The organism is Anaerocolumna xylanovorans DSM 12503 (genome assembly GCF_900143645.1).
GTDB lineage: Bacteria > Bacillota > Clostridia > Lachnospirales > Lachnospiraceae > Anaerocolumna > Anaerocolumna xylanovorans.
Genome location: NZ_FRFD01000013.1, coordinates 1 through 14,898, shown reverse-complemented (window position 1 = coordinate 14,898; position 14,898 = coordinate 1). Strand labels below are relative to the sequence as shown.

The following is a 14,898-nucleotide window of genomic DNA, read 5'->3' as shown; positions in this document are numbered from 1 at the left end:
ACGGGACCAGCAGCAGAAATGCCTGCTGCTGGTTTTTAAGTCCCGTTTTAGTTCCTGTTTTAATTATTTTGTGTAGAAGTCGATTGATTCTTTGTCATCTTTATATAATTTGCCGATGTATTCAATAAAGGTATCATTGCCTGCCTGCTTTAACTGCTCACGGAAGGATTCCACTATCTTCTTAACTTCCTCATCAGAGTTAGCATAAATTGCCTGTACCAGCATATCCTTATAGTTTAACAGAGACATCTGGGCTTTTACGTCTGCCAGGGAATCTGCGGACAAGTAAGCGGTTGCATCAAGACCCGGAACCAGCTTTAAGGTTCTTGGATAATCCTTTGCAATTTCTACCGATCTGGCAAATGTAGTGCTGGAACCTGCACCGGGACGGCTTTCTCCAAAGTTATTCAATCTGTCCAGATTGGTTAAAACATAATCAAAGAAGGCAAATCCTGCACCGCCAAAACCGGCACCGATTTTATTTACCAGATAATCCTTATCTCCTTCATTGAGTTTTGCCAGAGCTTCGTCCGTCAGAACGGGCTTGCCGTCTACCATGTTATAAGATACTCCTTCCACGCCATATTCAGAAAGCATCTGGCCTTCCGGCGTAGAGAGATAATCAAAGAACTTTAGGATTTCTTCCGGATTCTTTGCATCGGCTGAAATGGCAAATGCTCCATAACCGGATTTACCATGTACAACTTTTGAATTATTTCCGGTAAAATCATTTAAAGGTCCCAATGGAGTCCAATCATCAGAACCGTAAATAATCTCCTGATAATTGTGGACATCTGCCATAATAGCTGAATTATGTGATTTAGATACCTCTTCCGCACGGGTGGAATCCATCGTAAAGAATTCAGGATTCATAAGTCCTTCTGCCAGAAGTTTTCTTACGTAATTAATTTTTTCGTAAACATAATCGGTATCTATTTCATGCTTGATGGTTCCGTCATCTGTAATGTTATAACCATCACTTACTCCCCAGTTATATCCGGGTGTAATGTACTCCAGGGTATCAGAAGAACCGCCCCAGTATTTCGGTCCTAACGGATATACTGCATTGCCGTTATCATCTTTAAATCCGCCATTCTTAATCTTTACCAGTAAGTCATAGAACTGCTCCTGTGTATTAACCTTATAAGGATCTATGCCTAACGCATCTACGATGGATTTTTGGATATACAAACCACCCACATAAGCATCTTCAGGATTATACTGCAAAGACCTGTCCTCGGAATCAATACTAAACTGGAGAATGTAAGCAGCTCCGTCAAATTCATCACGGAAAGTAATATTTTTCTTGGTGTCGTTTGGAAGATAGTCATCCTCTAAATAGCGGCTGTATACCTTCGTATCTTTAAGATAGCCGGACACATCCGCAAACATACCTTCACGGGCAGCCTTTAAAAGGATAGGGAACTCCGGTCTGGTGGAGTCATTCAGATAGGAAACGATAACGTCCGGAACAGTACCGGAAGCTAACTGTGCCGCCATGACACTGGAATCGCTGTCGCCAGGTGTATACTGGATATTCAGCTTAATACCCGTACGCTTGGTTATCTCTTTCATAACCTCTGTGTTATTCAAGTCCTTGGGTAAACTGTTTCCGATATCGTCTACATAGGCTTGAATTGTGATAGTTCTGTCAGCAATCCAGGTATCCGGCTTATCAGCCGGGGCATCGGTAGTCCCTGATGAACCGTTGTTATCAGACGTATTTTTGTCTGATTTGGAACAGGCCGCTGCACTGGAAACCACTAAGGCAGCAATAAGCCCCAATGTAAGGAAACGTTTTAAAAAAGTTTTTTTCATAAATACCTCCTTGTTTTATATATGATTAGGCGTTTGTAAAACGCTAGCTCCCTTTTACGAAAGATGAAACTTTCCTGTTTACCATAGACTGACTTCTGTAAATTTCTTTGACAGCTTATTGCATACAACAACCAGCACCAGTCCTACCACACCCTGTACCAGCCCTACTGCCGTAGCATAACCAAACTGTCCGTTCATAAGGCCTATACGTACAACAAAAGTATCCAGGGTATCTGCTACTGACATGTTTCCCGGTGTCCTTAACAGGTATATTTGTTCAAAACCGCTGGAGAGCAATCCGCCCACGCCCATGATGAATAAAAGTCCAATGGTTCCTCTGATACCCGGCAGGGTAATATGCCACATCTTTTTTAATTTAGAACATCCATCAATGCTTGCCGCCTCATAGAGGGATAAATCAACCCCGCTGATAGCCGCCAGATAGATAATGGAATCCCATCCGATATTCCTCCATAAATCCATAGAGAACAGCAGCCTGAAAAAGTATTTCGCATCCATTAGAAAGAACGTGCCGGAATCTCCTCCCAGTTTTCCGATTATCTGATTTACCACACCTGTGTTTGGAGCCAATATCCTTTGCAGCATGGTAACAATGATTACGGTAGACAGAAAGTGGGGCAGATAAGTAATAGTCTGGCTGATTTTCTTGAATTTCATGTTGCGGACTTCATTCAGCAATAATGCCAGGATAATCGCAAAAGGGAATTCAAGAATGCATTTGATAAAGCCCACCGTTAAGGTATTCCGAAGTAAACGCAGGAAATCAAAGCTGGTAAAGAAGGTTTTAAAGTATCGGAATCCCACCCAGGGGCTTCCCCAGATTCCCTTTCGGAAGGAATAATCCTTAAAGGCCAGAACAACACCCCCCATTGGAATATAACAAATTAAAATGTAATAAATGATGCAGGGCACCAGCATCAAATATAAGGGCCAGAATTTTAAAAGCCTTTTACCAAGGGACCTTTTTGTATGTACTTGCTGTTCTTTTATAACGGTTCCGGCTGCCATGCTGTTTCTCCTCTCTTTTAATCTGATTTTATTATAAAAAATCAGGCCTGCTCCCACAATAGACGAAACTTCTTGATTTAGTGTAAATTTCTACACACTAGCTCCCATGCCTTTCCCAAAGACTGCAAACTATTCTCAAAGGAAAATCGGATTTGACCAGGCCTTTTTGCCATACTGGTCAGTAATCTCAATTCTTATATAGCCGGTACCTTTGGGAATAGTAAAAGAGGCTTCCCTTATATCTTTTCCAAACTTATCATAAACATTAAGACCATGCTCCGGCCATGCGACAAAAGCGATGGATTTTACGGGACTTGTCTGAATGGATATTGTATTTTCCTCTCTGTCGATTGCCAGAATTTCCGGCCCATTGGAGGCATAAAAGTCGCCGGTCTTTAAGCTGTTTACAATGTTTTTTTGTGACAGTCCTTCCGCAGATACGCATATCCAGCCTCCAAAATACTCCCTGACATTAAGGTGGAGATCTTCCGCATGGGCATCATCGGAAGCAAAACCATAGACCTTTTTACCCCTTCTTAGCAAATAGTCCCAGTAATCCGTAGCATACCCTGTAAGGCTTTCCCTGTCGCAATTATTGTTATAAACTTCTATCCCTAAGTATCCTTCCGGCTCTAACAGTTCCTCATATTCCATCTTGGTCCACCTTGGATGGTTGATAATACAGATATTTCCTCTTCTTACATACTCATCAATGGTCTCCTGGGGATCCTGTTCTGTCACCGGCCAGATACCTTCGGCTTCAAACCGCTCCTTCACCTCTACGGAATAATCTGCAATGGCATGAATGTGGTAACAGCTGTCTCCGACCTCTCCCTCCATGCCGTCTAATACAATGAATTCTTCGTTGTCCTTAATACTGCTGACATAATATTTGCGGTGGTCTGAGATACAAAGGAACTGATATCCCATATCCTTATAGGCCTTAAGGATTTTATTCAGTTCATAAGGTCCGTCTGACCGGGTGGTATGGGTATGAAGATTGCCCTTATAAATATTCTCAAACTTCGGATAAATTCTCTGCTTCATTTTTAACTCCTTTCGCAGCTATGCTTTTATGGTATTTTCGGTTTTATTTCTTTGTATTAAGCTTATGAAACTTGGCTCTTTTCCACAATGGATAAATCTTCGCAGAACAGTGGATATTTTTATATCTTTCGCCTGCTGCCTTGCACACATAATTTTAACGTAGTATATTGAAGCTGACAGCCGGATGCCCATCATGGTGTCTTCCGGTGAACATCAAACTTTGATTTGATATTCACGAAAGGAGTTAGAATGAAAACTATTTATACCGCAGGAGGTATACTAAATAAAGGCTTTGTCGGCCAGATATCCTATACCGTCTGCCTGGATAAGGAATACCATGAAATGGATATTGCCTTTACCTTTGACAAACAGCACTATACGGACATCACAGAGGAATTAAAGGCCGAATTGACCGCTGCCTGTGAAGGTGAGTACGAAACGGAAATTGCAACAGAAGAACAAATAAATAGTGCCATTGCCGGCATGAAAACGGAAATTCATACCATAGCCACCATGAACGATAATTTTATCGGAGGTATACATAAGCAGTTAACGGAAAGGCATATGCACTATTCTACAGAGTATACCAGCGAGGGCTGTCTTCCCCAGGAAAGCCTTCACGGAGTAATCCGGCTTACCCTGGTGGTATTTAACGTGATACTGGATGATACCCATTATGAAGTAACCTTATCCGTAAATGAGGAGGAAAGGGGAGGTTTACATGTATAAACGCTTAGAGCTGCATAACCATACAACAGAGTCAGACGGCAGCCTCACTCCTGCTGCTTTGATTGATTTTCTCCAAAAAGACAAGGTAGATGCCTTTGCCATTACCGATCATAACACCATCTCCGGCCATGGGAAAATAAAAGAATTTCTTATCAAAAACTCCTCTCCTATTTCCTGCATCTACGGAATGGAGTACACCACCTATTACGGACATATTCTGTGCTTTAACTTAACGGAATATGTCCCCTGGGAGAATATCAACATCCATAAACCGGAACTTTTATTTGCCGCTGCCCGGGAAAAAGGCGCTCTTGTGGGAGTTGCACATCCCTTCTCCTATGGTCATCCCTTTGCCAGAGGCTGCCGCTTTGACATGGAAATTCATGATTTTAACTCCTTTGACTTTATAGAGATATTCAATAATTTAGAACCTCTCCATGAGGTAAATGAACGGGGATTAATCTGGTGGGAAGAGTTGGTTTTAAAAGGTTACCCCCTTGCCTTTACCTGCGGGATGGACCTTCACGGCAGCTGGGATATGAGTAACCATTATGCCACCTATATCGAAGGCACCCTGGATGGTGACATATCGGAAGAACTGGAAACTGCTATAAGGCATCAAAGAACCTGGATATCCAGAGGCCCCCTCCTTGTGGCAGCCGTGGAAAAAGAAAAGGAAGATATCACCTTTACCATAGCAGATACCGGTAAACCAGGTTACCTTCACGAGGATTCGGACCCTTATTATCTTTCTATAAGAACAAAAAAAGGAATTCTTACAAAAGAAATCTCCGTAAGAATTCCAGCTGTTGTTACCTTGAAAGAATTGGAGTATGAACCAATCCTTTTGCCAAAGCTCTATCATAAGGATACCCGAATTGAAAATCTGATTGCCGTAGCACCTGCCATAAAGCTGTAAAAACTCTTTATTGCTTGCGGTGGGTTCTGCGGTATTCAAGCGGTGTCAGACCTGTGGCTTTTTTAAATACGCGAAAGAAGTACTGGCTGTCTTCATAGCCAACTTCCTTGGAAATATCTACTATGCTTTTATCAGAGCTTACCAGATATTCGCAGGCCTTCTTAATGCGCAGCTCCTTAATGAAGTTCACCGTAGTCTGGCCCGTTTCTTTTTTAAATATTGTTGAAAAATAATTGGGACTGATGGCAAATTTCTCGGCCAGCTCATTTATTGCAATATCCCTGTTATAATTGTCTTTAATATACTTTATTCCCATCTTTATCTTATTTCTTGCATTGATATCAATATCCGCATTGACCTGTATACAGTCTAACACCAGCATATACAAATAACTGCGGAGTTCATCCATGGACTGGAAGGTGTCAAAAATATCAAAGTTTAAAATCAGTTTTTCCATATTTTTTGAGTCATTTGTAAAGACCGGATTTGCCGCATTCAAAAGGATGTTAATAATCCGCGCCCATATTATACGGATGTAGGCAGCATTATATCTCTTGATATTCTCATCTGAAAAAATATCATTGATTAAAAATTCAATATTTCCTGCGTCCCGGCGTTCAATATACTGGTGAAGCATATGAAGCTCCGAAGCGGGAAACTGGTCGGCCGAAAGTATTCTGATATCGTCATAAAAATACAAGTTACTTTTGCCATGAATAATCCTTTGCAAAAGAGCCTCCTGGGCCTCCTTATGACATTCTGCCGATATTTCCGGAAGGGCAGAGCTAAAACCAAAGGTAAGGGATACCTTAAGCTTTCTGCGCATATGATTGGATAGGCTGGTAAATAGCTTCTCCGCTTCAATACGAAGCTGATTTTTATTGCTGTGAGATATCAGGGCAAAGAGCTGGTTCATGTTTGCCAGGTTACTTACTATGATTTTATCGCATTGTGAAACCAGCTCACTGTAAACATTTCTGATAGAGAATTTAACCAGCTCGATATCCCGGTAGGCAAAGCTTCCCTGCTCATAGCTTTCCACATCAATATTAATAAGTGCCAGCATGACCCATTTGTTTTTGACGGAGAATTCCTGGTACACCAATTTTGAGTATTCTGTCTGCCATAAGGGTGAATCCGTCCTTAGAAGATTATTAACGCTTCTGTCAAACAGCAGTCTTCTCCTCTCTGCAATTGAGCGGTTACCCTCGCTGACGGTACGTTTAAGATCCTCCATTTCCGCCAGCTTGGCTGCAGCCTCCTCCACTGCCTTTTTCAGAGAATCATTTGAAATAGGCTTTAAGAGATAGGCCTTTACCCCCAGCTGGATTGCCTGCTCCGCATATTCAAATTCCGCATATCCGCTAAGAATAATAAATTGGATATTAGGATACAGAGGTCTTACCTGATTGATAAACGACAGTCCATCTATTTTTCCCATCCGGATGTCCGTAATGACAATATCCACTTCGTGCTCCTTTAGGATTTCCATGGCCTGTTCGGCATTTTCCGCTTCATACAATGCCGGAGGCATTAATTCCAGATATTCCAATCTGGCTTTGATACCATCTCTGATCAGTTTTTCATCGTCTGCAATTAAAATATTACGTTCCATACGATGCTCCTCCCTACTGTGTTAATGGCAAATTTATAGTAAAGCAGCTTCCCCGGTTTGGGGTGCTTTCAATGGTTATGCCATATTCGCTGCCACAGGCAAGCTTGATTCTCTGATTCACGTTACGGATTCCGATGCTGTGCCGCTTCTTATCCTGAATATTAGTATCGCCTATATACCGGCTGATTTCTTCCACTCTCTCTGGGCTCATCCCTACCCCGTCATCCTCAATCTTTATTTCAAGTATCTCCTCTTTCCTGCTGATAGATATCTCCAGGGTTCCTTTTCCTTCCATGTTGCTTAGGCCATGGACAATGGCGTTTTCTACAATGGGCTGCAGAATAAAACGAAGAATCCGCTTGTTCTCTGCTTCCTTGTCCACATTGTAAAATACTTCGAATTTGTTCCCGAATCTGGTCTGCTGGATGTACACATAGTTCTTCGTATGCACCAGCTCCTGAGTCACCGTCACAAACTCTCCATAATTTTTACCCAGGCTGTAGCGAAAGTTCTCACCGAGCTTTTCGCACAAATCACAGATTACAAATACCTTATTCACCGCAGCAATGGAGCTGATGGTTTCAAGGGTATTGTAGAGAAAATGTGGATTAATCTGCAGCTGAAGATTACGGAATTCACTTTCCTTTTTTTCTAATTGCTGAATATAGTTTTTCTTAATAAGCCCGTCCAGTTTTAAAAGCATATGGCTGAACTGCCGATCAAGTATGGTAATCTCATCATTTCCCTCAATTTCTTCTGTAATAGTAAGATCTCCGGTTTCCGCTACCTTGAACTTATCAATAAGCCTTGCTACCCTTCTTGAAAAGCCCCTGGTAAAGAAAAAGGCTGTAATTACGATTACTATAACTACCATAAGAAAGATAGGAAATAAGGTACTCTCAATTTCAGACTTCTTATTTATCAGCTGCTTGTTACTGAATAGAAATATCATCTTAAGTCCGTAATTTTTCTCGTAACCCGTACAGACCATAGCATCTTCATAATAATTGATGCGCTTCTTACTAAGTTGTTCAAAGGTCATTTTTTCCGTGATGCCGTTATACTTCGGATCAGAAGAATAGACAGTATGATTGCCGCTGTCCAAAACAATAACATCATAGGAATAGGTCTCTTCCTTTTTATCCAGCGTAGGCGAAAAAAGCTTCTCCATATACAGATCCAGTTTAATAAAGCCGATATATTTGCTTTTATAAGTGGCAACATCCAAATAGACGATTTTTTGAATGAGGGAGAGGATAGTGCTCTTTTTGTCAATGGAGGAATAGATAAAATAATCCTGAGTCAACGCCTCATGATTGATATACCAGATTTCCTTACTTGCTCCCTCCATGGTCGTCACCCTGCTGCCATAGACTTTATTATCGGAAATATCCGAATACACCATGCAATTACGGAGTTCGGAGCTGTCCAGATGAAGGGATTTATTGATTTCAACACTCACATTGGTTCCCTTTACATAGGGGTTCGTGTTCTCCGTTCTGCCAAGCAGGGTATCTAATATGATCGTATTATTAGATATTTGTTTTAAGCTGTCCTTGTATTGATAGAAACGGCTCTCCAGATTCGATGTATATTGGGCCGCCAGCTGATAATGGGAGTTCACCAACTCTTCGGTGACCATACTGTTAATTTTCCGAAATAAAACTATTCCCACAAATATAATCGGGATAAAGCTGATAATTACCGTAAACAGTACCAGCTGGGTGAATATGGTGCCGGAATGCAATATATTTCGGTGTTTTTGCTTCGCCTTCTTTTTCATTCCTATCTCTCCAATTGTTTACCTTGCTCTTTTATTCGTTAGGGCATTCGCCTTTTCTTACTGCAATAATAACAGATAAATAATCCTTTATCATTTCTCTTGTAACATTCATCTGCATTAAATATAAATCTGACAATGTTTTTTTAAAATGTAAAATCATATCTCTATCCTTAGTTTCAGGCGGGACAGGTGTATATTCGGTCAAAAATACTGTTCTTGCAACATCATACAAATAATTTCCATGGCAGATATTCATAAAGTCTATGACATATGGCTGCCCTCCCCCGATTAATATATTACCAACGTGATAATCACCATGACAAAGCGTGTTTCCATCGGATAATTTATCAATCATCTGCAATATTTCTTTTTGTTCCTCTAATGATAATAATGTATTTGGTATATGATACCTTAAAAAATCTTTGTAATTTGGCACGTTGCTAATTTCATTTTGAAGAATTGACTTATGCAGCTTTGCCATACATATTGCACATTCCTGTAAATCTCCTGTTTTCATGACCCAATCAAGTAAGGATTCCCCTTCCACTCTGTCATAAATAATGCCATTTTGTTCTTTATAAGAAATCATTTCATATGCCTTGGGTTTTGAAAAATTCATATCTCTAATTGCCATTGCATTATGATATTCGCTCTCTGCCGATTCATTGGGATATCCTGTATTAAAAAGCTTAAGTACTTTGTTTCCTTCCCATTCATAAACGCTTGCTGTATAACCAACACCAATTATCTTCCCTGAATTCATACATTCAATCCCCTCATTATCCACAAATCACATGGTAAATTTTCTTTCTTTCATTGCTGCCAACAACTGCGGCGTTATTCTATGCGTCATTATATATTATCTGGCAGCCACTTTCAATGAATTCCCCATATTATCTTGTGAACTATTAACAATGTTTCTAAATAGTTTAGTTTTCAAATACAACAAAATCCCTGTAACTATACTAGTTACAGGGATTTATTTAGCTGGGCTACAAGGATTCGAACCTTGAGATGCTGGAGTCAGAGTCCAGTGCCTTACCGTTTGGCGATAGCCCAATATCCATTATTTTCTTGTGTTTTCTGACAAGCTCTCTGTCAGCCACGTATGATATTATAACTCAAACTATTTTAAAACGCAAGCATTAATTTTAATTTTTTTGAATTTTTTTAATTTTTCATGTTTTCTCATTTTCTTATAAAAAGGCAAAAAAGAGCTTATAACAAACCTCTACCCTGATTTGCTATAAGCTCTATAACATACCGTCTCCCCATAGGTATGTTTCCTGTATTACTTTAACTACTCATCCTCACTGTGTAGTTTTTGCATAGCAAATACTGCCTTGCATACAAGCTAGCAAAAAAATACATAAAAAAAGCTCCCCTTCGGTAACTGGCTGCCACCTAAATGATACATTTAGTAAGGCCCTCTAGCTTTGCGCCCCTGCTTTTCAACAGGTTTGCCTTTGTCGGTGAAAACACCTTATTTACCGCACAATAAACTTTTCTTATTTGCCTATAATTCTAACATACTTAAACGTTAATGTAAACCCAATTTTATACTGTTTTCACCGTATCAAAAGGAGACAGAGCGAATTTCCCCTGCCTCCAAATTTTATATGGGCTCCCCCCTTAAACTGATGAAGGTGTTGTAAATATCAATGATGCCATATCCCCATTCCGGATTGGGATATGTATTATTAGGATCTCTCCTTGCACCTCTGATAAGCAGGTTCTTTATTTCAACACTATCAAGCTGCGAATAATAGCCCGATTGTATGCCCCATTGCAGCAGCATAGCCGTTATTCCGGCAGCGTGGGCAGCCGCTACGCTGGTACCTGTTCTCCTCCCATAAATTCCTCCCGGTTCCGGCCCTGTTAGATTCACCCCAGGCGCAGCTAAGCTTGGTGTTACTGCGCCGACCCTTGTAAACCCTCTCCCGGCCTGTAAATACAAACTGTTATTTGTATAATCATAGGCCGTAACAACTATCGGAATTATGGAATTACCAGGTGATGTTACAGTGACATTCGGGCTTGGCTGAACAAAATATGTTTCTGTTCCCAAAAAATCCGTAATCGGCAGCCATATATGGAATTCTGAATTCAAATCCCCGCTGGAATAGACTTTAAATCTCCAGATGCCCTCTGTCGGGTTATCGAAATTCACTAAAATCAGCTGATCACCTGTCTGAGTTTCCAGAAGAAAATAATCTACATGAATCACTGACTCCTCAAAGATGAATCTTATTTCCCTGGATTCTCCTATTCTTGCAGGTATTCGTGGTATATATTCACCTGTAGGAGAGAGAATATCAATAGAAAATGTTCCGGGTGCATTTCCCCAAAGCTGCATAGAAAATCCTTTAACATTCGGCCCAACCCTAAGCTCCACCATATTTGACTGTTCACTTCCCCTGCTAATGACACCGTGGAAATGATGCCCTGCACTCCCTTCATTTCCAGCTGCAACTGATACGGCAATACCTGGCTGATCTGCAAGAATTGATATAAAGTTTGTCAGCGCTCCTCTTCCGTCATGAGATCCCTGGGAAGAACCAAGGCCAAAGCATATGGCAATAGGCCTTGACAATCTTCTGGCTATGTCAACCAGATAGCGAACGCCAAACATAATGTCATTTTCCTGAAAAGCAATCGCATCCGAAGGTACTCGAAAAATCTTCCTGATGTTTTGCTTTGCCTGTTTTAATTTTACTACAACAAGCTCTGACATTGGAACTACTCCTGAAAAACTATTCTGTTGGCTGGGAGTACCGGCTGCAATACCCGCCATGAATGTACCATGTCCTAATTCATCTGTAGTTGGGACAATAGAACGTGGATTATCACTCCTTAAAGCTTCATTTATCTGTTCCCTGCTATACTCTGTGCCATAATAGTAACTATCCGGATAGGGACCGGTATGAATCGTCTGATCCCATATAGCTGCAATTCTCGTGGTTCCGTCAGCATTGCGAAAGGCTTCATGAGTATAGTCAATACCGGTATCCACTATCCCTATCAGAACTCCCTCCCCCAGCAATGCAAGATTTGGTACATTTCTAACGCGGATTACACCGGAAGCTTCCAGGCTGCCGACATCCATTAAGCCGTATAAACTGGGGAATATCCCATATCCATAATTACGTAACAAATCCTCCACTACAACATTCACTGTCGGTGTATATGTTACTGCATAGTTATCGTCAACGATGTTGTAACAGGTATTAGGGACTGCTTCCAAGGTGCTGAAATCTTTTCTATATTCAACAATAAAATCGCTGTAATCCTCTCCTATAATCCAATCCCTGCAAATTTGATCCAAAGTTTTATTCCCTCTAACTAAGCTTAATTAAATATATGTTTTGTAACGGTGTTTATTCTTTTTTAACGAAAGCCATAAAAATAACATTTTAGGTGTAAAATTATTTTAACCGGCATTGTAGGTAAACACACAGAATGTTATAATAGTTCCATTGGATAAAAATCGTTCACGATTAAATTTGTTCATTAGGAGGCAATTTATGTTGATATATTTAGGTATACTATTTCTGTTACTCATTCTGCTGTATTTTAATGCCATTATGCCCCGCGTATTTAATAGAAAGGATTTCTCACCATATAAAGGAAGATACTACGCGCATAGGGGGCTCCACAGTGATCCGGATAAAATACCTGAAAATTCCCTGACAGCGTTCAAACTTGCTGTAGCACATAATTACGGAATAGAAATGGACGTGCAGCTCTCAAAGGATAATATTCCTGTCGTCTTTCATGATTTTACTCTTAAGAGAGTCTGCCGGTTAAACAAAAAGGTTCATGATCTAACTTATGATGAGTTAAAAGAATTGCACTTAAACCAATCAAATGAAACGATACCGACCCTACAGGAGGTGCTTGATACCGTTAAAGGAAACGTTCCTCTTATTATTGAGTTTAAAGTGGAGTATATGGATACCTCCGTATGCGACATTACCGCACCCATGCTGGAAAAATACAACGGAACCTATTGTGTTGAATCCTTCAATCCTCTTGTATTGCTTTGGTACAAAAGAAAGCGTCCACATATTATAAGAGGCCAATTAGCAAGCAATCTGGTAAAGGACAAGGAAGTTGGAAGTGTTGCATTATTTTTTATACTGCAAAATCTTCTTTTAAATTTCCTGACCAAGCCTGACTTTATCTCCTTTAATTATAAATACCAGAAGATGCTGTCTTTTTCGCTATGCAGGCATTTCTACCACACTCCTTCCTTTGCCTGGACTATTAAGAACCAGAAAAGCCTGGAAGAAAGTAAGGACAGCTTTGATTATTTCATATTCGATCATTTTATACCCGATCAAAATGAAAGCAGCCTGGTCTAAGGCATGTCTCATAAAATGGATCGGATGTCCAGAGTAATTAAAATCTACTGGAATTTTGCAGAAAATAATATTGCAGATTCAAGGAAGAGGTATCAAAACTCTTCCTTTTTTTGTACAGGTTCAAAATTTTTAATGGCTGTTTTCAAGAATTTAAAGAATTGGACAGTACATACCTTCTTATAGTGACTTAGCTTGGGGCAATAATACTTGTGCTATGCTTCCAGCCGGATCAGGGATGAAAAAGTTTATTCGGAAACTATAACATGACGTGCTGTTGTCATATTATAGATAGTAAGATATGGATATGCTCAAGAAAGCCGAAACGAAAATTCTTCCCTATGCCAGAACTGCTTTTCAGAAAGGAGCAAATACCATGGAAATTATTACGGTCAACTCGAACAATATTGAGCAAGAGCATATATGTTGTGCTATAACGGAAAAAAAGGGTGAAACCTGTGTGTCGTCTAAAAAGGCGTGGTTGAAAGAACGCTTTAAGGATGGATTGATATTCAGGAAGCTGGATGCACGAGGCAAGGTGTTTATTGAGTATATCCCTGCTGAAAAAGCATGGTGTCCCATCATTGCGGATGGATATATGCATATTAACTGTTTTTGGGTATCAGGACAATTCAAAGGACAAGGTTATGCTAACCAGCTTTTGGAACAATGTATTGCTGATGCAAAAGCAAAAGGAAAATGTGGCCTGACTGCCCTTTCCTCAACAAAAAAGATGCCATTTTTATCTGACCCAAAGTATTTGAGGTATAAGGGATTCCAAGTGGCGGATTCGGCAGCCCCATATTATAATCTTTTATATCTACCATTTGATGAGAAAGCCCCTATTCCTAAATTCAGAGATTGTGCCAAACAAGGCAAAATCAGAGAGAAAGGCATGGTGCTTTATTACTCTAATCAATGTCCTCATACGGATAAATACGCTCCTATTATTAAGGAGATAGCGGAGCAGCATGGCACAACGGTTATACTCCGTAAAATAGAAACGGCTGAACAGGCGCAAAATGCCCCGGCACCATTTACGACTTACAGTTTCTTTTATAATGGGGATTTTGTTACAAACGAGATTTTTGCAGAAAAAAAGTTTGAAAAGTTTTTAGCATCTAATGTACTATAGGTTAAATTGTGACAGAAATAAACGCAAGAAAAAAGCTGCCTCACCAGCAGCTTTTCTCACTTTATCTCATGCTCTTTACAGCCTTATCTATCTACATCATATTTCTTAATCCTAATATGCCTTGTATCTTCAAAACTACACATTTCTTTGATTTCATCTAATTCTAGGTCAAGCCCTCGACCTATTAGTATTAGTCAGCTGCATGCATTGCTGCACTTCCACCTCTAACCTATCCACCTGATCGTCTTTCAGGGGTCTTACTAGCTTACGCTATGGGATATCTCATCTTGAGGGGGGCTTCACGCTTAGATGCCTTCAGCGTTTATCCCTTCCCGACTTGGCTACCCGGCCATGCACTTGGCAGTGCAACCGGTACACCAGAGGTCAGTCCAACCCGGTCCTCTCGTACTAAGGTCAGCTCCTCTCAAATATCCTACGCCCGCGCCGGATAGGGACCGAACT

The 14,898-nt window shown here is 40.4% G+C and carries 11 protein-coding genes, 1 tRNA gene, 1 rRNA gene and 1 riboswitch; of the genes, 4 read left to right on the top strand and 9 right to left on the bottom strand.

Annotation, left to right across the window (positions count from 1 at the left end):
* Positions 1 to 63: 63 nt before the first annotated feature.
* From BUF11_RS19960 to BUF11_RS19950, 3 genes are all read right to left on the bottom strand, one after another.
* Positions 64 to 1,818, bottom strand: a complete 1,755-nt coding sequence (locus BUF11_RS19960; RefSeq protein ID WP_073590639.1) for an extracellular solute-binding protein — start codon at positions 1,816 to 1,818, stop codon at positions 64 to 66.
* Positions 1,819 to 1,896: 78 nt separating this feature from the next.
* Positions 1,897 to 2,847 carry an ABC transporter permease gene (locus BUF11_RS19955; protein WP_073590638.1) on the bottom strand — a complete coding sequence of 317 codons (951 nt, stop codon included), beginning with the start codon at positions 2,845 to 2,847 and terminating at the stop codon, positions 1,897 to 1,899.
* A gap of 135 nt (positions 2,848 to 2,982) precedes the next feature.
* Positions 2,983 to 3,894, bottom strand: a complete 912-nt coding sequence (locus BUF11_RS19950) for a CehA/McbA family metallohydrolase (RefSeq protein WP_073590637.1) — start codon at positions 3,892 to 3,894, stop codon at positions 2,983 to 2,985.
* 249 nt (positions 3,895 to 4,143) lie between these two features.
* Between BUF11_RS19950 and BUF11_RS19945 the strand changes: the two genes are divergently transcribed.
* Together BUF11_RS19945 and BUF11_RS19940 are read left to right on the top strand one after the other, a co-directional pair.
* The gene (locus tag BUF11_RS19945; protein WP_073590636.1) at positions 4,144 to 4,623 is read left to right on the top strand and encodes a DUF6669 family protein; all 480 of its coding nucleotides are present in this window, start codon (positions 4,144 to 4,146) and stop codon (positions 4,621 to 4,623) included.
* Positions 4,616 to 5,542 carry a CehA/McbA family metallohydrolase gene (locus BUF11_RS19940; RefSeq protein ID WP_073590635.1) on the top strand — a complete coding sequence of 309 codons (927 nt, stop codon included), beginning with the start codon at positions 4,616 to 4,618 and terminating at the stop codon, positions 5,540 to 5,542. Before BUF11_RS19945 ends, BUF11_RS19940 begins: the two co-directional genes overlap by 8 nt.
* Positions 5,543 to 5,549: 7 nt before the next feature.
* Here BUF11_RS19940 and BUF11_RS19935 read toward each other — a convergent pair whose 3' ends face one another.
* The 5 genes from BUF11_RS19935 to BUF11_RS19915 all read right to left on the bottom strand — a co-directional run bounded on the left by BUF11_RS19935 (position 5,550) and on the right by BUF11_RS19915 (position 12,265).
* A complete protein-coding gene (locus BUF11_RS19935; protein ID WP_073590634.1) occupies positions 5,550 to 7,157 on the bottom strand; it encodes a response regulator transcription factor in 1,608 nt (535 codons plus the stop codon).
* A gap of 13 nt (positions 7,158 to 7,170) precedes the next feature.
* Positions 7,171 to 8,940, bottom strand: a complete 1,770-nt coding sequence (locus BUF11_RS19930; RefSeq protein WP_073590633.1) for a sensor histidine kinase — start codon at positions 8,938 to 8,940, stop codon at positions 7,171 to 7,173.
* Positions 8,941 to 8,971: 31 nt separating this feature from the next.
* Positions 8,972 to 9,703 (bottom strand): aminoglycoside phosphotransferase family protein, encoded by a 732-nt coding sequence (locus BUF11_RS19925; protein ID WP_073590632.1) that lies wholly within the window; start codon positions 9,701 to 9,703, stop codon positions 8,972 to 8,974.
* 224 nt (positions 9,704 to 9,927) lie between these two features.
* Positions 9,928 to 9,999 (bottom strand) — tRNA-Gln (locus BUF11_RS19920).
* 326 nt (positions 10,000 to 10,325) lie between these two features.
* A riboswitch (cyclic di-GMP riboswitch) is annotated at positions 10,326 to 10,415 on the bottom strand.
* Between the two features lie 140 nt (positions 10,416 to 10,555).
* Positions 10,556 to 12,265, bottom strand: coding sequence for a S8 family peptidase (locus BUF11_RS19915; protein ID WP_073590631.1), 1,710 nt, complete (start codon positions 12,263 to 12,265; stop codon positions 10,556 to 10,558).
* Positions 12,266 to 12,464: 199 nt separating this feature from the next.
* Here BUF11_RS19915 and BUF11_RS19910 point away from each other — a divergent pair, with 199 nt between their 5' ends.
* Positions 12,465 to 13,304, top strand: coding sequence for a glycerophosphodiester phosphodiesterase family protein (locus BUF11_RS19910; RefSeq protein WP_073590630.1), 840 nt, complete (start codon positions 12,465 to 12,467; stop codon positions 13,302 to 13,304).
* A 373-nt stretch (positions 13,305 to 13,677) separates the two neighbouring features.
* On the top strand, positions 13,678 to 14,436 hold the full coding sequence (locus BUF11_RS19900; RefSeq protein WP_073590767.1) for an N-acetyltransferase: 759 nt from the start codon (positions 13,678 to 13,680) through the stop codon (positions 14,434 to 14,436).
* Positions 14,437 to 14,600: 164 nt separating this feature from the next.
* On the opposite strand, the gene BUF11_RS19895 is transcribed toward BUF11_RS19900, so the two are convergent.
* Positions 14,601 to 14,898: ribosomal RNA gene (locus tag BUF11_RS19895) — 23S ribosomal RNA — on the bottom strand; the annotation flags it as partial.

Coding starts and splice junctions, on each gene's coding strand:
- BUF11_RS19940 (WP_073590635.1), top strand. CDS start 4,616: ATGTATAAACGCTTAGAGCTGCATAACCATACAACAGAGTCAGACGGC.
- BUF11_RS19910 (WP_073590630.1), top strand. CDS start 12,465: ATGTTGATATATTTAGGTATACTATTTCTGTTACTCATTCTGCTGTAT.
- BUF11_RS19930 (WP_073590633.1), bottom strand. CDS start 8,940: ATGAAAAAGAAGGCGAAGCAAAAACACCGAAATATATTGCATTCCGGC.
- BUF11_RS19955 (WP_073590638.1), bottom strand. CDS start 2,847: ATGGCAGCCGGAACCGTTATAAAAGAACAGCAAGTACATACAAAAAGG.
- BUF11_RS19960 (WP_073590639.1), bottom strand. CDS start 1,818: ATGAAAAAAACTTTTTTAAAACGTTTCCTTACATTGGGGCTTATTGCT.
- BUF11_RS19945 (WP_073590636.1), top strand. CDS start 4,144: ATGAAAACTATTTATACCGCAGGAGGTATACTAAATAAAGGCTTTGTC.
- BUF11_RS19925 (WP_073590632.1), bottom strand. CDS start 9,703: ATGAATTCAGGGAAGATAATTGGTGTTGGTTATACAGCAAGCGTTTAT.
- BUF11_RS19935 (WP_073590634.1), bottom strand. CDS start 7,157: ATGGAACGTAATATTTTAATTGCAGACGATGAAAAACTGATCAGAGAT.
- BUF11_RS19900 (WP_073590767.1), top strand. CDS start 13,678: ATGGAAATTATTACGGTCAACTCGAACAATATTGAGCAAGAGCATATA.
- BUF11_RS19950 (WP_073590637.1), bottom strand. CDS start 3,894: ATGAAGCAGAGAATTTATCCGAAGTTTGAGAATATTTATAAGGGCAAT.